Origin of the sequence: Ideonella sp. (assembly GCF_036277275.1) — a bacterium.
Lineage (GTDB): Bacteria > Pseudomonadota > Gammaproteobacteria > Burkholderiales > Burkholderiaceae_C > Ideonella.
Genome location: NZ_DASUNH010000057.1, coordinates 15261 through 32121 on the forward strand (window position 1 = coordinate 15261; position 16861 = coordinate 32121).

Annotated in this window: 16 protein-coding genes; 7 read left to right on the top strand and 9 right to left on the bottom strand. The window is 68.6% G+C overall.

Going from position 1 to position 16861, the window contains the following annotated elements; all coding sequences use genetic code 11:
• Positions 1 to 9: 9 nt before the first annotated feature.
• Together VFY73_RS10685 and VFY73_RS10690 are read left to right on the top strand one after the other, a co-directional pair.
• The gene (locus VFY73_RS10685) at positions 10 to 1536 is read left to right on the top strand and encodes an RNA polymerase factor sigma-54 (protein WP_329718454.1); all 1527 of its coding nucleotides are present in this window, start codon (positions 10 to 12) and stop codon (positions 1534 to 1536) included.
• Positions 1537 to 2832: a THUMP domain-containing class I SAM-dependent RNA methyltransferase gene (locus VFY73_RS10690; protein WP_329718456.1), complete on the top strand. Its 1296-nt coding sequence runs from the start codon at positions 1537 to 1539 to the stop codon at positions 2830 to 2832. It abuts the gene before it with no gap.
• Positions 2833 to 2958: 126 nt separating this feature from the next.
• Here VFY73_RS10690 and VFY73_RS10695 read toward each other — a convergent pair whose 3' ends face one another.
• Positions 2959 to 3606 (bottom strand): hypothetical protein, encoded by a 648-nt coding sequence (locus VFY73_RS10695; protein WP_329718458.1) that lies wholly within the window; start codon positions 3604 to 3606, stop codon positions 2959 to 2961.
• A gap of 272 nt (positions 3607 to 3878) precedes the next feature.
• On the opposite strand from VFY73_RS10695, the gene VFY73_RS10700 reads away from it, so the two are divergent.
• The 3 genes from VFY73_RS10700 (at position 3879) to VFY73_RS10710 (ending at position 7154) form a co-directional block, all read left to right on the top strand.
• Complete coding sequence (locus VFY73_RS10700) at positions 3879 to 4268, top strand: BlaI/MecI/CopY family transcriptional regulator (protein WP_329718460.1); 390 nt, start codon at positions 3879 to 3881, stop codon at positions 4266 to 4268.
• Between the two features lie 19 nt (positions 4269 to 4287).
• Complete coding sequence (locus tag VFY73_RS10705) at positions 4288 to 5892, top strand: M56 family metallopeptidase (protein ID WP_329718462.1); 1605 nt, start codon at positions 4288 to 4290, stop codon at positions 5890 to 5892.
• A 140-nt stretch (positions 5893 to 6032) separates the two neighbouring features.
• On the top strand, positions 6033 to 7154 hold the full coding sequence (locus tag VFY73_RS10710; RefSeq protein ID WP_329718464.1) for a S41 family peptidase: 1122 nt from the start codon (positions 6033 to 6035) through the stop codon (positions 7152 to 7154).
• Here VFY73_RS10710 and VFY73_RS10715 read toward each other — a convergent pair.
• Together VFY73_RS10715 and VFY73_RS10720 are read right to left on the bottom strand one after the other, a co-directional pair.
• Complete coding sequence (locus tag VFY73_RS10715) at positions 7151 to 8362, bottom strand: MFS transporter (RefSeq protein ID WP_329718466.1); 1212 nt, start codon at positions 8360 to 8362, stop codon at positions 7151 to 7153. The two genes, VFY73_RS10710 and VFY73_RS10715, sit on opposite strands and share 4 nt — an antisense overlap.
• Positions 8359 to 9087 (bottom strand): 16S rRNA (uracil(1498)-N(3))-methyltransferase, encoded by a 729-nt coding sequence (locus VFY73_RS10720; protein WP_329718468.1) that lies wholly within the window; start codon positions 9085 to 9087, stop codon positions 8359 to 8361. Before VFY73_RS10720 ends, VFY73_RS10715 begins: the two co-directional genes overlap by 4 nt.
• Positions 9088 to 9135: 48 nt before the next feature.
• Between VFY73_RS10720 and VFY73_RS10725 the strand changes: the two genes are divergently transcribed.
• Positions 9136 to 10077 carry a hypothetical protein gene (locus VFY73_RS10725; protein ID WP_329718470.1) on the top strand — a complete coding sequence of 314 codons (942 nt, stop codon included), beginning with the start codon at positions 9136 to 9138 and terminating at the stop codon, positions 10075 to 10077.
• Between the two features lie 81 nt (positions 10078 to 10158).
• On the opposite strand, the gene VFY73_RS10730 is transcribed toward VFY73_RS10725, so the two are convergent.
• Positions 10159 to 10737 carry a hypothetical protein gene (locus tag VFY73_RS10730; RefSeq protein WP_329718472.1) on the bottom strand — a complete coding sequence of 193 codons (579 nt, stop codon included), beginning with the start codon at positions 10735 to 10737 and terminating at the stop codon, positions 10159 to 10161.
• 176 nt (positions 10738 to 10913) lie between these two features.
• Complete coding sequence (locus VFY73_RS10735) at positions 10914 to 12587, bottom strand: long-chain-fatty-acid--CoA ligase (RefSeq protein ID WP_329718474.1); 1674 nt, start codon at positions 12585 to 12587, stop codon at positions 10914 to 10916.
• A gap of 219 nt (positions 12588 to 12806) precedes the next feature.
• Between VFY73_RS10735 and VFY73_RS10740 the strand changes: the two genes are divergently transcribed.
• On the top strand, positions 12807 to 13334 hold the full coding sequence (locus tag VFY73_RS10740) for a hypothetical protein (protein ID WP_329718476.1): 528 nt from the start codon (positions 12807 to 12809) through the stop codon (positions 13332 to 13334).
• Positions 13335 to 13454: 120 nt separating this feature from the next.
• Here VFY73_RS10740 and VFY73_RS10745 read toward each other — a convergent pair whose 3' ends face one another.
• The 4 genes from VFY73_RS10745 to VFY73_RS10760 form a co-directional block, all read right to left on the bottom strand.
• Entirely contained in the window at positions 13455 to 14879 is a 1425-nt protein-coding gene (locus tag VFY73_RS10745; RefSeq protein WP_329718478.1) for an NAD(P)(+) transhydrogenase (Re/Si-specific) subunit beta, read from the bottom strand.
• Positions 14880 to 14987: 108 nt separating this feature from the next.
• Positions 14988 to 15299 carry an NAD(P) transhydrogenase subunit alpha gene (locus VFY73_RS10750; RefSeq protein WP_329718480.1) on the bottom strand — a complete coding sequence of 104 codons (312 nt, stop codon included), beginning with the start codon at positions 15297 to 15299 and terminating at the stop codon, positions 14988 to 14990.
• 9 nt (positions 15300 to 15308) lie between these two features.
• Positions 15309 to 16046, bottom strand: a complete 738-nt coding sequence (locus VFY73_RS10755) for a hypothetical protein (protein ID WP_329718482.1) — start codon at positions 16044 to 16046, stop codon at positions 15309 to 15311.
• The coding region (locus tag VFY73_RS10760) for an NAD(P)(+) transhydrogenase (Re/Si-specific) subunit alpha (protein ID WP_329718484.1) at positions 16043 to 16861 on the bottom strand (819 nt) is incomplete at its 5' end. The genes VFY73_RS10755 and VFY73_RS10760, both read right to left, overlap by 4 nt.

Consider the following 16861-nt stretch of genomic DNA (forward strand, 5'->3'; position numbering starts at 1 on the left):
GGATCGGGGATGAAGCCGACCCTGCAAGTCCGCCTGTCGCAGCACCTGGCGCTGACGCCGCAGCTGCAGCAATCGATCCGCCTGTTGCAGCTGTCGACGCTCGAGCTGCACCAGGAAGTCGAGCAGATGCTCGAACAGAACCCCTTTCTCGAACCCGAGGAAGACGCGACGCCGTTCGACTACAGCGCGGCCGAGAAAACCACCCCCAGCCAGCGTGAAGAGCAAGACGCGCCCGGCAGCGCCGTCGGCGAAGGGGGTGACGAGCCCTCCGGCATGGACTCGGCCGACTTCGGCACCACCGAGCGCGACGACTGGGAGAACGGCACCGAGCGTGACGACTTCGACGGCATCCGCGAGCTGCCTTCGGGCAACGCCGCCGGCAACGGCGACGAAGACGGCCCCGACGCGCAGGACCGCAACACGCCGACGCCGACGCTGCAAGACCATCTGCGCACCCAACTCTCCGGCATGCGCTTGTCGCCCACCGATGCGGCCGCGGTGCAGGTGCTGATCGAGTCGCTCGACGACGACGGCTACCTGGACGGCACGCTCGAGGAGATCGTCGAGCGCCTCGCCGATGCCCTCGGCCTGACCGACGACGAGGCGCGCGAAGACCTGCTCGGCCAGCTGCGCTGCGGCCTCAAATGGCTGCAAAGCATGGAGCCCGCCGGCGTCGGCGCGGCCAACCTGGGCGATTGCCTGGCGCTGCAGCTGCGCGACACGCCGGCCTGCCCGGCGCGCGAATGTGCGCTGACAATCTGCCGCCAGCACCTGGAATTGCTCGCCCGGCGCGACCTGAAGAAGCTGGCCAGCGCCACCGGCGCCGACGAAGCCACGGTGAAGGCCGCCCAGGCGCTGATCGTCGCCTGCGAGCCCAAACCCGGTCGGCCGTTCGCCCGCGCCGAGAACCTGATCGTCGTGCCGGACGTGATCGTGATGAAGTCCGGCCGCGGCTGGAAGGTCATGCTGAACCCGGACGTGATGCCCAAGCTGCGCGTGTCCGATGTCTATGCGCAAGCGGTGCGGGGCCAGCGTGGTGGCGCCAGCGGCAACGCCGGCCTGAGTGCGCGGCTGCAGGAGGCGCGCTGGTTCATTCGCAACATCCAGCAGCGCTTCGATACCATCCTGCGCGTCAGCCAGGCCATCGTCGAGCGACAGAAGAACTTCTTCACCCACGGGGAGATCGCGATGAAACCGCTGGTGCTGCGCGAGATCGCCGACGAGCTGGGCCTGCACGAGTCGACGATCTCGCGCGTGACCACCGCGAAGTACATGAACACCCCGTTCGGCACCTTCGAGCTGAAGTACTTCTTCGGTTCGTCGCTGAACACCGACGCCGGCGGCAATGCGTCGTCGACCGCGGTGCGCGCGCTGATCAAGCAGTTCGTCGCCGCCGAGAACACCGCCAAGCCGCTGTCCGACAGCCAGATCGCCGACATGCTCGAAGAGCAGGGCATCCAGGTCGCGCGCCGCACGGTCGCCAAATACCGCGAGGCGTTGAAGATCGCGCCGGCCAACTTGCGCAAGGCGATGTAGATGACGAATGAGAATCCCACGCCGCGCCGGGTGATCAAGGCCGCTGCCGCTCCCCGCAGCGCCGTTGAACGCGGCACGCTGTTCCTGCCCTGCGCCGCCGGGACCGAGCCGTTGCTGGTCGACGAATGCCGCCGACTGCTGCAAGACCGCTGCCCGGTCGAGGCCGGCCGTGGTGGCGTCTATGTCGATGGTGACGTCGACGCGGCGATGCGGCTGAACCTCGGCAGCCGGCTGGCGCAGCGCGTGTTGTGGCAAGTGGCGGACGGCCCGTATGCGAACGAGCACGACCTGTACGCGATCGCCCGGCGGGTCAACTGGGCCGACTGGATCACGCCGCGCCAGACGCTGCGCGTCGACGCGTCGGCGTGGCGCTCGCCGCTGAAGAGCCTGAACTTTGCCGCGCTGCGCATCAAGGACGCCGTCTGCGACGTGATGCGCGAAGCGGCCGGCGAGCGGCCCAGCGTCGACACCCGCCATCCGGACCTGTCGCTGGTGCTGCACCTCGGACCGGAGCACGCGAGCCTGTCGGTCGACCTGTCCGGCGAGGCCTTGTTCAAGCGCGGCTGGCGCGACGCGCAAGGGCTGAAGGGCGAAGCGCCGTTGAAAGAAACGCTGGCCGCGTCGATGCTGGCCGCCGCCGACTGGCAAGGCCGGCCCGAGGACGGCGGCCTGCTCGACCCCTGCTGCGGCGCCGGCACGATCGCGATCGAGGCCGCGCAGATCGCCTGCGGTATCGCGCCCGGCCTCGCCCGCCGATTCGCATTCGAGAAGCTGCTGCCTTTCCGCGCCCACCTCGGCGCCTGGTCCACGCTGCGCCAGCAAGCGCAGAACGCCATCCATGCGCCGGCCGTGCCCATCTGGGCCGGCGACGTGTCGTTTCGCATGACCGACTTCGCGACCCGCAACGCCGAGCGCGCCGGCGTCAGGCACGCGATCGATTTCAAGACCGCCGACGCATTGCAGCGCCCGGCGCCGGCCGAGCGCGGCGTGATCGTGATGAACCCGCCGTATGGCGAGCGCATCGCGCCGAAAGGCCAGGGCCAAGGCGCCGGACCGGCACGCGGCGAAAGTGGTGGCGAGAAGTTCGAAGGCGCCGCCGATGCCGCCGACTTCTACGCCCGCCTGGCCGCCCACTGGAAGAAGCACTACGCCGGATGGACCGCGCAGGTCCTGACGCCCGAGCCCAAACTGCCCGGCCTGATGCGCCTGAAGGAAAGCCGGCGGGTGCCAATGTGGAACGGCGCGATCGAGTGCCGCCTGTTCCGCTTCGACATGGTCGCCGGAACGAACCGCTGACCTTGTTATTGCATTGACCGGCGCTCCGAAGGAGCCGCCGCCCCCAAGTGGCGTGCGCGGATCCGGCTCCGCCGGTCCGCTGCGCGAGCCCCCTCGGGGGGCAGCCCCCGGAAGGGGGCGTGGGGGTCAATACATATACAACTTCAGCACGAAGTCCGCGCCGATCGCGCCGCCGCCGCCGATCGGACCGCCGGCCCACCAGACATCGACGCGGTAGGTGCCCGGCGGCACCAAGCCCGGCCCTGTGCCGATGCCCTGGTAGAAGTTCGACGCGATCATGTCGACGTCGTACTCGGCTGACTCGGCGATCGCCGGGCCGTAGATGCCATACGGCGTTTCATAGTGGCCGGCCATGTGCATCGGCGCGCCGCCGGTCGACGGCGTCAGCGTGACCTGGAACATCGTCAGCGCCGAAACCCACGGGTAGGTCTGGCGGCTGCCGACCATCGCGCTGAAGTGCGCGTTCAGGCAGCCCGCCTGGAGGTTGACCTTGGTGCTCAACACCGGCGTCTTGTCGAAACGCGTGCTCTCACCGCCCCCACCCACGGCCGCGAAGTTCCAGGCCGTGGTCTTGACGCCTTCGTAGACGGTGTCGAGCACCTGGTTCACCTTGCCTCGGCAGGGTGGATGCACACCGGCGAGGGCCCTGGGGTCGTTTTCAGACATGAACTGTTCCCGGCTCTGCGCCATCGCGGCACCGGACGTGGACAGCGCAGCCGCGGCCAGCGCGACGGGCGCCAGTGCCTGCAGAAGGCGAACTTGCGAAGTGACCATGGTGAAGTCTCCATGAAGGGGTTGGGTAGGCGAAGGTTCGTGAGCCCTCGACCATCGAGCCCTCGGGCGTTGCAGCCGGTGCAAGTCGACTCGAGAACCTGACACTGGGAAAGACGCCCTGCGCCGGCGCGACCCGGACATGCCATCACCCCCTATTCGTGGGGGGAGGGTATCGCCCGACGCCGACAAGGGCCGCGCAGGGACTTGGCAATCTACTAATCAATTAGTACTATTCAAGTAGTACGACTTGATTCATAGACAACGGAGCCTCGATGACCACTCCTCATCCGACCGAAGGCGAACTGGCGATCCTGCAGGTGCTGTGGGACCACGGCGGCCCGTGCACCGTGCGCGAGGTGCACGAGGCCTTGTCGTTGCACAAGGACACCGCCTACACCACCGTGCTGAAGATGATGACCATCATGGCCGACAAGGGCCTGCTGCAGCGCGACGAGAGCGAACGCAGCCACCGCTACAGCGCGCTGCACCCCGAGCCCGACGTGCAGTCGGTACTGGTGAAGGACCTGATGCAGCGCGCCTTCGCCGGCTCGGCGCTGCAACTGGTGCAACGCGCGCTCGATGTCGACAAGCCCAGCCGAGACGAACTGGACGCGATCGCCCGCCTGATCGCCGATGCCAAGTCGAAGCGCGGCCACGCTTGAGCCCCGAGGACTGACGACGATGAACCCCTCCTGGTCGATACTCGAATCGGCGCTGGCGCAGTCGCTGCTCGTCGCGCTGTGGCAAGACGCGCTGCTGACCGCCCTCGCCGCGCTGGTGCTGGCGGCAATGGCACGGCGCGGCGCCGCGGCGCGGCACGTCGTAGGCTTGCTGTTCCTCCTGGCGATGCTCGTCGTGCCTGCTTGGCAACTGGGGCAGAGCCTGCAGGGCAGCACGGCCGTCAACCTGACAGGCAGCGTCCGCGCCGCCGATTGGTCGACCGCCATCCTGCCGCCAGCGCTGGCCGATGGCGCCGCCTGGCAGGCGCCAGCATGGCTGGCTTGGGCCTGGTGCGTTGGCGTGCTGGTGATGCTCGTCCGCCTGGGGGGCGGCTGGTGGTGGCTGCGCACGCTGGAGCGCCAGCCCCTGCCGGCACCGGTGCCGCGGGCCTGGCAACGCCGCGCCGAGCGGCTGTGCCACGCGCTCGGCATCCGGCGCCGGGTGATGCTGCGGCTGCTGCCGAGCGGGGCCCAGCCGTTCACCGCACGGGCCTGGCGGCCGATCGTGTGGCTGCCGGTCGCGATGCTGACCAAGCTGGCGCCTGAGCAGATCGAGGCCCTGATCGCCCACGAACTGGCCCACATCCGCCGGCTGGACTGGGTCTGGAACGGCCTGCAATGCACGATCGAAGCCCTGCTGTTCTTCCATCCGGGCGTCTGGTGGCTGAGCCGCCGCGTGCGGATCGAACGTGAACTGGCCTGCGATGGTCTCGCCGCTGCGGCCTGCGGCGACGCGCTGGTGGTGGCCGAGGCCCTGTCCGCACTGGAGAACCTGCGCAGCGCCGTGCCTCGCCTCGCGTTGGCCGCCAACGGCGGCAGCCTGCAGCAACGCGTGGTGCATCTGCTGTCCGCCGGCCAATCCGCCGGCCCGCGCTGGGGCGTGGCGGCCGGGCTGGCGGCGCTGGTGTGCGCCGGTGGGGTGTGGGCGGCCCAGACGGGTACGGTGCCGGCAGCGGTGGCGCCGACCGCGCCCGCGGCGGCCACCGACGCAGCATCGGCCGACGACCCATGGTGGACGTACGTCGGCAACTCGGTTCGCATCCGCATCGACGACAACGGTCGGCTGCGCGACTACCACGCCTGGGTCAGCCTGACCGGTGAACGGCACGAGAGCTATCGCGTCGATGGCCGGGCGGCACCGATCGACGCCGGCGTGCGCGCATGGGCGGCCAGCCACCACCGGGCCTCGCCGCCGGACCGGCCCGAGCTGGCGGACCCGGCCGAGCCCGAAGTGCCCGAGCTGCCTGAACTGCCTGAGTTGCCCCCCCTTCCACCGTTGCCGCCGGAACCACCCGAACTCGACCAGCTGCCGGCTTACCAGGCGGTGCTGGCCGCTGTCCAGCAAGACGCCAACGCAGTGGCACGGCTCGGTTCGCCGATCCAACTGGCCGATGACTGTGGCCCCTGCCGGATCGACGACACCAGCGCCTGGCTGACCTTGTCGGCCTGGGGCCCCAAGGGCCGGGCCACGCTGCACGCCGAAGGCCGACTGCTCGATGGCCGCTGGCAGGTGCAGACGCTGGACCTCAAGCCCAGCCTGCTGCAGCGACTCGGCCTCGCGCGCTGAGTCGCCCGCCGCTTCGTTTCAAGACTCCGCTTCCGGCACCCGTGCGCCGGCGCCGTTCGCGGCTCCAGCCGGTGACCGGTCACGCCTGTACACCCCACGTTCCACCCACAACCACTCACCACCAAGGAGAAACAAGCCAAATGACCACCCGTCGCCCTCCCGCCCCGCGTTGGGCCTTCATGTGGTCGACGCTCGCGCTGTGCGCCGCGGCCTGTGCGCAGCCAACGCCGGCACCCACGCCCGACGCGCCGCTGAGCGCCACGCAGCGCAAGGCCATCGTCGACACGCTCGCGCAAAACCTGCGCAGCCGCTACGTCTACCCGGAACGCATCGAGCCGGTGGCCAAGCAGCTGCAGGCGCGTGCCGCCAAGGGCGCCTACGACGGCGCTCAGACCGTCGAAGCCATGGGCGAAGCGCTCAACAAAGACTTGCGTGAATTCGGCGACGACCGCCATTTCCGCGTCGAGTTCGACCCCGGGGTCGAGCCGGTGCCAGCCGGCGCCGAGCCGTCCAAGCCGACACGCGCAGAGGTCGAGCGTGAGCGACTGCAAACATCGCGCATGGCCTACGGCATCACCCGCCTTCAGCGCCTGCCCGGCAACATCGGCTACCTCGACCTGCGCGGCTTCGGCCCGACCGAGTTCGTCGCCCACGGCTACGACGCGGCGATGCTGCTGCTCGGCGGCACCGACGCGCTGGTGCTCGACCTGCGCAACAACGGCGGCGGCGAGCCCCAAAGCGTCAGCTACCTGCTCAGCCACTTCTTCGCCGAAGGCGACGAGCGCCACCTCAACGACATCTACGACCGACCGACCAACACCACCCGCGAGTACCGCACGCTGCCGCTGGCCCGGCCGCGCTACACCAAGCCGATCGTGGTGCTGACCTCGAAGAACACCTTCTCCGGCGGCGAAGAATGCGCCTACGACCTGCAGACGCAAAAGCGCGCAACGCTGTACGGCGAGACCACCGGCGGCGCTGCCAACCCGGGCGAGATGGTGGCGCTCGGCCACGGCCTGGCCGCTTTCGTGCCGACCGGCCGCGCGATCAACGCGGTGACCAAGAAGGACTGGGAAAAGGTCGGCGTGGTGCCGGACGTCGCGTTGCCGGCTGCCGATGCGTTGAAGGCGGCCTACCTCGCGCTGCTGGAGCAACGTGTGCGCGAGGAAAAGACGCCTGAAGAGCTGGGCCTGCTCAAGAGCGTGCTGGCGCGGGCCCAGGCCGGCGCCATCGACCTGCCACCCTACACCCCTCGCCGTTAGGTCTCGATCGATCCCGGCGCCCCTGCCGGCGCCGGGGCCGGACGCGCGCGCAGCCACACGAGCATCAGCGCCAACAATGCCAGCGGTGCGAGTGCGCCGAGGTTCATCGCCTGCCAGCCGCCAGTGGTGACCAGCGCGCCCGAGAAGAACGAGGTCAGCGTCATCGTGCCCAGCACCCAGCGGTCCATCAGTGCCTGCGCACGCACCCGGTGGCTGGCCGGATAGCTCTGGGTGTAGAGCGTGGTGCCGCCGATGTAGAGGAAGTTCCAGCCGACGCCCAGCATCAGCAACGCCGCGGTGAAGTGCATCAGGTCGACCCCGTGCAGCGCCAGCGCGATGCACGCGGCGTTCAACAGCACACCGAGAGCCAGCACCGGCAACACGCCAACACGGCGGATCAGCGAGCCGGTGAAGAAGCTCGGCACGTACATGCCCAGCACATGCCACTCCAGCACCCAGGCGACCGCCGAAAAGGGGTGCGAGCAGACCTGCATCGCGATCGGCGTCGCGGCCATCAGCAGGTTCATCACGCCATAGCCGAGCGCCGACGCGGCGATCGCGACAATGAAGGCCGGCTGGCGTGCCACACTCGCCGGCAGGCGGCCGGCCGCACCGCTGGGTGCCGGCGGCAGCGCAGGAAACGGTATGCGCGCCAACGCGACCATCGACAAGGCCGCCACCCCCACCAACGCGGCATAGGCGCCCGCGAACGGCGCAGCCAACGCATCACGCGTGGCCTGTGCCAGCTCCGGGCCCACGACGCCGCCGAGGATGCCGCCGGCCAGCACCCACGAGATCGCGCGTTCGCGCCCCTCTGCCCCCACCAGCTCGGCCGCGGCAAAGCGGTACAGCGCGGCATTGGCGTTGTAGTAGCCCGCCACGACCGTGGCAGCGATCAGCAGCCAGAAGCTGCCGATCAGTGCCGCCAGTGCGCACAAGGCCGACGAGACGATCGCCACCGCCAGCCCCATCTGGAACGCGCGTTGACGGCCGTAGCGCTGCTGGTGCCGAGCGACCAGCCCGGTGCACAGCGCGCCGCCCAACACATAGGCGGTCAGTGGCAGCGTTGCCATCCACCCTTCCGGCGCCAGCGCCAGGCCGACCAGGCCATTGATCGCCATGAAGGTGACGTTGTTGGTCAGGAACAGACCCTGGCACAGGGTCAACCAGGCCAGCGGCGCGTGGCGGCGTCGGCTGGTATCGCTCATGCCAGGGCCCCGAGCAGCACCAGCGCCGCCAGCGGCGCGGTGTCCGCGCGGAGCACGCGCGGGCCCAGGCTGACCGGCGCGAAGCTGCGCTGGCGGGCCAGCGCTTCCTCCGCATCGTCGAGCCCTCCTTCAGGGCCACTCAGCATCAACCAGTCTTCGGCTGCCGATGTCGCCGCCAGGCCCGCCAACGGGACCGCATCATCGGCCAGGCTCAGCACATGGCGCGCGGCGCCTGCCTCCAGCCGGCCGAGCCAATCGGCCAGGTTGCGCACCGCGGCCACCTGCGGCACCTGGGTGCGCCCGCTTTGCTCTGCCGCTGCCACCGCGACCGCCTGCCAGTGCGCCTGCCGGCGCTCGGCGCGTTCGCCGGACAGCTTCAACACCGAGCGCGCGCATTGCAGCGGCTGGATCGCTGAGACGCCCAGCTCGGTGGCCTTTTCGACCAATGCATCCATGCGCTCGTTGGCCGGCATGCCCAGCGCCAGCGTGACCCGCCGCGTCAATTCACGCGACGCTGGCTGCGGCGAGCCGATGCGCACGGCCACCTGCTGGCGGCCGCTCATCCGCAGCACCTCGGCGGCCCATTCGCCGCCTTGGCCGTTGAACAGCGTCAACGGCGCACCGGGTTGCAAACGCAGCACCTGCACGTGGCGCGCAACGTCGGTCGGCAGGTCGATGTTTTCACCCTCGCGCAGCGGGGCATCCAGATACAAACGTGGGGGCATCACGCGAGTGTGCCGCATTCACAATAGGCCCCCAGGAGGCACCCGACGATGGACCCGATCGCGAAGGCAACCGAGCTGCTGCAGGCGGCCGATGACTGCCATGACGACCACCCGGCCGCCGCTGCGATCCTGCTGCGGCAGATCGACGCCGACGCCCTGAACCCCGGCCAACGACCCCGCTACGCTTTCCTGGTCAACCACCTGCTGGCCGAAAAGCTGGGCCAGCCGGCCGAAGCCTGGCAACGCCAGCAGGCAGTGCTGGCGGCGTGCGGCAACGAAGCGCCGTTGCCGGTGCTGCGCCAGGCCGGCGCAGCCGCACGCATGGCCGGCGACATGGCGGCCGAAGCGAGCATCGGCCAGCGACTGGCCGACGCCGCTGGCGTCAGCCTGGCGCAGGCGGCTGAGTTCCTGGTACTGGCGGCGGCCAACTTCCAGGTGCCGCTGCTGGGAGCCGAGGCCGCAGGCAGCGCCGCATTGGCCGCGCTGGCGCCCATGCACGGCCCGGCGTGGCAACAGGCCAACGGCCTGGACGCTGCAGCCGCGGTGATGACCAACAACCTCGCCTCCGATCTGGCCGAGCGGCCTGTGGCCGAGCTCGCGGTCGAACCGTTGCGCCAGGCCCTGGCCGAGGCGGCCGAGCTGTCGCAGGGGTTTTGGCACCGCGCCGGGCAGTGGGTGAATCACGAGCGTGCCCACTACCTGCGGGCCTTCACCGCCAACGCGCTGGGAGACGCCGAAACGGCCGAGTTGCAGGCCCGCGCCGGCCTGGTGCTGCTGGCCAACCACGACCACGACGATCAGGAGCGGGTCGACCAGGCCTTCCTGCGCTCGGAGCTGGCCCATGCGCTGGCCCGACTGGGCCGCGCAGCCGACGCCCAGGTCGAGCGGACCCAGGCCGACGCGCTGATCGAGGCGCTGGACGATGCCGAGATCACCGCGTGGTATCGCCGCCGCGTGGCGCGTCAGCAGGCCCTGGACGCGGGCAGCTGAACGGCCAACGCCCGGCGACCTTGCGGCAGCCGGGCGCATGAGATGACAGACCGGTGGCGGGCCGACGGCCGCGCCGCGGTGTCAGGCCTTGACGGCGCCGATCGCGTAGGTGAGCTCGCCGACCGCGGCCATGCCGTGCTCGGTGCGCAGCTGCTCGGCGAATTTCAGCGCGAAGGCACGCAACTCGTCTGGCCCGGTGCACTTTTCGACCTCGAGCACGAAGCGGTAGCCGCGCATCAGACCCAGCTTGGCCTTGCCGACCGACGTCAGCGCGTCGTACAGCGCGGTGTAGCCGGCGCTGCGGATGACCTGCTGGGTGCGCGTCCAGTCGGCGTCATTGCCAGCCGCCGAGGCCGCCGCGGGCGCTGACGCCTGAGCCGCCGCCCCTTCGCGGATATCGACCGGGATGTCGACCGTCGTCGTCCTGCTGGTGACCTTGCCGGCCGGCGCACCTGCCATGTTGGCTTCGGTGATCAGCCCTTCGGAGCGCAGCAGCGCCACATCGTCGGGCGTGACGCCATGCACCTGCACCAGCCAGTCTTCGATGGTGCGTGAATCGTTGATGACCAGCAGCAGGTTGCGCACCGGTCTGCTGAGCTTGAGCGCGCGGGCCTGAATCTCGGCCTGGCCGGCGGCGGTCCTGATGTAACGAGACGACATGCTCGATCCCAAGAAAGGGTCCCAAACGCGGCTTCACCACCCCCGGCTACCCCACGCAGGGGCCCACCGGCAGCGTTCAGCCACCCGGTCAAACCACCCCCGTGAACGGGCCGGAAGTGGCCCCCGGCTCTGCGATGCAGCCCCGGGCGCCTGCCGCTATGTCAGCGGTCAGGCGTTCATTTTTTGTCGCGCAGTTCTCTGCGCAACACCTTTCCCACCGGTGTTTTCGGCAGTTCCGTCCGGAACTCAATGATCTTGGGCCGTTTGTAACCGGTGAGGTTTGCCTCGCACCAGCCGCGCACGTCGGCATCGGTGATCCCCGGGTCTTTTTTCACGATCACGACCTTCACCGCTTCGCCGGCCTTGTCGTCCGGCACGCCGACGGCGGCGCATTCGAGCACGCCTGGCATTTGGGTGATGACGTCTTCGACCTCGTTCGGGTACACATTGAAGCCCGACACGAGAATCATGTCCTTCTTGCGGTCGACGATCTTGAAATAGCCGCGATCGTCGACGATGCCGATGTCACCCGTGCGAAAGAAACCATCGGCCGTCATGACCTTGGCCGTTTCGTCGGGCCGCTGCCAGTAGCCGGCCATCACCTGCGGGCCACGGATCGCGATTTCGCCCGGCTGGCCCACCGCCACCTCGTGGCCGTCGTCGTCCAGCAGCGTCACCTCGGTGTTCGAGATCGGCAGGCCGATGGTCCCCGAATACGCGGTCGTATCGACGGGGTTGCAGGTCGCCGACGGGCTGGTCTCCGACAACCCATAGCCTTCGCAGATCGGGCAACCGGTCTTTTCGAGCCACAGCCGGGCGGTGGCCTGCTGCACCGCCATGCCGCCACCGACCGAGATCTTCAGGTGGCTCCAGTCCACGGTGTCGAAATCGGCGTGGTTGGCCAGCGCATTGAACAGCGTGTTGACCGCCGGGAAGCTGTGGAAGCGCTCGCGCGACAGGTCTTTCAGCAGCGCCGGGATGTCGCGCGGGTTGGCGATCAGGATGTTGCAGCCCCCCATGCGCAGGCTGAGCATCATGTTCGCGGTGAAGCCGAAGACGTGGTACAGCGGCAGCGCGCAGATGGTGACGATCTGTTCGCCCTGCGGGATTTTCTTCAGGGCCGGCTGGTACCAGGCCTCGGACTGCAGCACGTTGGCCACCAAATTGCGATGCAGCAGCACCGCGCCCTTGCTGACGCCCGTGGTGCCGCCGGTGTACTGCAGCACGGCGATGTCGTCCGGCCCGACCTTGGGTGCGGTGAACGGCTTGCCGCGGCCGCGCGCCACGGCGTCGTTGAAGCGCACGGCGTTGGGCAGCGAGAACGCCGGCACCATCTTCTTCACCTTGCGCACCACGTGGTTGACGATGGTGCCCTTGAGCAGGCCCAGCAGGTCACCCATCGCAGCCAGCACGACCTGCTTGGTCGGCACCGCATCGGCCACCTGCTGCAGCGTGGCAGCGAAGTTCTCGAGGATCACGATCGCCTTGGCGCCCGAGTCCTTCAGCTGATGCTCCAGCTCACGCGGCGTGTACAGCGGGTTGACGTTGACCACCACCAGGCCCGCGCGCAGGATGCCCGCCACCACGATCGGATACTGCGGCACGTTGGGCAGCATGATCGCCACACGGTCACCGCGCGCCAGGCCCTGACTCTGCAGGTAGGCAGCGAAGGCGCGTGACAGGTCGTCGATCAGCTCGAAGCTGAAGGACTTGCCCATGAAACGGTAGGCCGGCAGCTTGGCGTGCTTGCGAAAGCTCTCGTCGAGCAATGCGACCAGCGAGGCATAGACATCGGTCTTGACCTCGGCCGGGACGCCCGCGGGGTACTGCTTCAGCCAGGTTTTTTCCATCCGTCACTACTTTCTTTGTCGACCCGCGATTCTGACTGCCACCGTCAGCGCCCCCCATCAGGGGATTCGATAGCGACATCTGGGGGTTAGCCCCTAGACAACACCAAGCGCTGTGCTAACGCTCGGCCAACGATGAACTCGCAGAATGCGGCTGCGCCTCGACCGATGCACGGACTTCGAAGCGCAAGGCCCACTGTCTCGACTTGGAGGAACACCATCATGACAAGCCACCTGACGCTTTCGACCGCACACTCCCGCCGCCCGGGCACCCGCATCGTCGCCGTCGGCGCGCTGTGGCTGCTGGCCGCGGCCGCACCAGCCCAGACCATCGGCCACTACCAGGGCACCACCTCGCAAGGCCACTTCATCTCGATCAACGTCGTCGACGACGGCGCCGGTGGCAACGCCTTTGGCGGCGGCCAGGTGCTCTGGGAGGCCAACTGCACCAAGAGCGGCCCGGGCCGCCTCGTCAGCTGGGCCCTCGGCACTTTCATCCCGTTCAGCGGCAAGAAGTTCGCCACCGAGTTCCGCCTCAACTCGCTGTACGAGAAGTGGAAGTTGACCTTCAGAGGCAACTCGGTCAGCGGCACCTTCCTCGGCCGCACACCTGAATTCACCGACCCGGCCACCTCGACCAAGAGCGTGCAGCTGTGCGACTCAGGCCTGCTGAGCTTCACCGCCACCCTGACCGCACCGCTCGCCGGCCACGCGTTGCCCGCCCCCGGCCAAGCACTGAAACTGAAGTGACGCTCTGGCGGCAGCGCCCCAGGCGCTCGCCGCACCCCAAGTGGCGTGGCGGATCCGGCTCTGCCGGTCCGCTGCGCGGGCCCCCTGGGGGCAGGCCCCGGAAGGGGTCGTGGGGGCCAACTATTCGACGGCTTTGACCATGTCCTCGACGACCTTCTTGGCGTCGCCGAAGACCATCATGGTCTTGTCCATGTAGAACAGCTCGTTGTCCAGGCCAGCGTAGCCGGCGGCCATCGAGCGTTTGTTGACGATCACGGTCTTGGCCTTGTAGGCCTCGAGGATCGGCATGCCGTAGATCGGCGAGCCCTTCTGCAACGCAGCGGGGTTCACCACGTCGTTGGCGCCGAGGATGATCGCGACATCGGCCTGGCCGAATTCGCCGTTGATGTCTTCCATCTCGAACACCTGGTCGTACGGCACCTCGGCTTCGGCCAGCAGCACATTCATGTGGCCCGGCATGCGGCCGGCCACCGGGTGGATTGCATACTTGACCGTGATGCCCTTGTGGGTGAGCTTCTCGGCCAGCTCCTTCACCGCGTGCTGCGCGCGCGCCACGGCCAGGCCGTAGCCCGGCACGATGACCACGGTCTCGGCGTTGCCGAGGATGAACGCCGCGTCGTCCGCCGAGCCGCTCTTGACGCTGCGCTGCTGCTGGTCGCCGGTGGCCGCCGCTGCATCGCCGCCGAAACCGCCCAGGATCACGTTGAAGAACGAGCGGTTCATCGCCTTGCACATGATGTACGAGAGGATGGCACCCGACGAGCCGACCAGCGAGCCGGCGATGATCAGCATCGAGTTGTTGAGCGAGAAGCCGATGCCCGCCGCCGCCCAGCCCGAGTAGCTGTTCAGCATCGACACCACCACCGGCATGTCGGCGCCGCCGATCGGGATGATCAGCAACACGCCCAGGGCGAAGCCGAGCGCGGTGATGAGGCCGAAGTCCATCGCGCTTTGCGAGTGCCAGAAACCGAAGCAGAAGAAGGCCGCCGCCAGGCCGAGTGCGGCGTTCAGCTTGTGCTGGCCGGCAAACACCACCGGTTTGCCCTGGAACAGGCGGAACTTGTAGGTCCCCGAGAGCTTGCCGAAGGCGATCACCGAACCCGAGAAGGTGATCGCCCCGATGAACACCCCCAGCGCCAGCTCGATGCGGTTGCCGCCGGGGATCGGCGTGGCCTTGTCCGGCACGATGCCGAAGGCCCAGGGCTCGGCCACTGCGGCGACGGCAATGAACACCGCCGCCAGACCGATCATGCTGTGGAAGAAGGCCACCAGCTCGGGCATCTTGGTCATCTCGACGGTCTTGGCGCGCCAGGCGCCGTAACCGCCGCCGACCACCAGGCCCAGCAGCACCCAGCCCATGCCGATGCCGACGCCGCCCGCCAGCTTCACGATCAGCGCCGCGGTGGTCGCCATGGCGATCGCCATGCCGGTCATGCCGAAGACGTTGCCGCGGATCGAGGTGGTGGGGTGGGACAGGCCCTTCAGGGCCTGGATGAAGCAGACGCTGGCGATCAGGTACAGCAGCGTGACCAGATTCATGCTCATGCCTTCTTCTCCTCGATGGCCTTGGGCGCCTTCTTAGTTTCGGCCCGCTGCGCTTCACATGCCCATGGCATGTGAGCCTGCTCTGAAAAGTCCACGATTCGGGTCATCTCACTTCCCCTCCTTGGAAGGCGTGGACTTTTTCTTGAACATCTCCAGCATTCGTCGCGTGACGAGGAAGCCGCCGAAGATGTTGACCGCGGCCAGCGCGACCGCCAGCACGCCCATGCTCTTGCCCAGCGTGGTCTCGGTCAGCGCCGCGGCGAGCATCGCGCCGACGATGACGATCGCCGAGATCGCATTGGTCACCGCCATCAGCGGCGTGTGCAGCGCGGGCGTCACGGTCCAGACCACGTGGTAGCCGACATAGATCGCCAGCACGAAGATGATCAGGTTGATGAGGGTCGGTGAAACAGTTTCCATGGCAGCTCTCTACGGGTCGACGCGGGCAATGCGCACTTCGGGGGGTGCGGCGGAAATGAAGGTGATCGGCGGAAAGTCCATCCGGCCGCGGATGGAATGGATGCAATCGCGCACGCGCTGCGCCAACTGCAGCGCGAAGGCCGCGTGGCGGTCGTCCACGCTGGACGGCAGCGTCTCGGCGGCAGTCGCCGACAACGGCCCGGGTGCGCCGGCGAAATCGACATCGGCCAGCACCTCAACCGACATCAACGCGCCCATGCGGCTGCCGACTTCGGCCGAGGCCATCACCATCTCGTCGGGCGCCCGCAGACCGCGTGCACGGGCTGCCTTGCCCCAGGCGGTCTCGTCGCTGAACATCTCTTCAGCGGGGAAGGGAGCGCTGGCGTAGGCGCACTCCATGTCGTCCGGGTTGGCACTGGACGGGCGCACGGCCCACAGGCCGGCATCGGTCGGCTTGCAATCGCCCGGCCACTGCACGAAGCCGCCGGCGCCGCCCGCGGTGGCCGTGATGGTCACCAGCGCGTGGAGCCGGCTGCCCTGGACCAGCGCCAAGGTCAACACCTCGGCCGGGATCGAGCGCTGGTCGTTGACCTTGACCGCATCGACCTGGTGGCGCGACAGGCTGATCCATTCGCCGGCCGGCATGCGCACCGTGGCGCGCGCCACGTCGACCACCGTGTCGGCCGGGGCAGCACAGGCACCGGAAACCACCATCGCGCCCAGCCAGGCAGCGACGACGCGTTTCATGCGCGCAGCACCTGCGAATCGCGCGTCATCAGGCAGGCGGCGACGATGTCGTCGTCCATCGGCACCTGGAAACCGCCTTCCTTGGGCAACACCAGCTTCAGGAAGTCAAGCACGTTGCGGGCGTACAGCGCGCTCGCGTCGGCCGCCACCAGCGCCGGCAGGTTGGTCTCGCCGACGATCGTCACGCCGTGCTTGATCACCGTGCGTCCGGCTTCCGTCAACGGGCAGTTGCCGCCGGCTTCACCGTTCGGGCCGGTCGGGCCCTTGCCGGCGGCGATGTCGATGATCACCGAACCCGGCTTCATCGACTTGACCATCTCTTCGGTCACCAGCACCGGCGCCGCGCGGCCCGGGATCAGCGCGGTCGAGATCACCACGTCCGCAGCCGCGACGCGCTTGGCCACTTCGACCTTCTGCCGCTCGAGCCAGCTGGGCGGCATCGGCCGTGCGTAGCCGCCCACGCCTTCGGCGGCTTCCTTCTCTTCAGCGGTTTCGTACGGCACATCGATGAACTTGCCGCCAAGCGATTCGACCTGCTCCTTCACCGAGGGCCGCACGTCGGACGCCTCGATCACCGCGCCCAGTCGCTTGGCCGTCGCGATGGCCTGCAGGCCGGCAACGCCAACGCCGAGGATCACGACGCGCGCAGCTTTGACCGTGCCGGCCGCCGTCATCAGCATCGGGAAGAACTTCTGGTATTTGTCGGCGGCCATGATCACCGCCTTGTAGCCGGCGATGTTGGCCTGGCTGCTCAGCACGTCCATGCTTTGCGCGCGGGTCGTGCGTGGCGCCGCTTCGAGCGCGAAGCTGGTCAG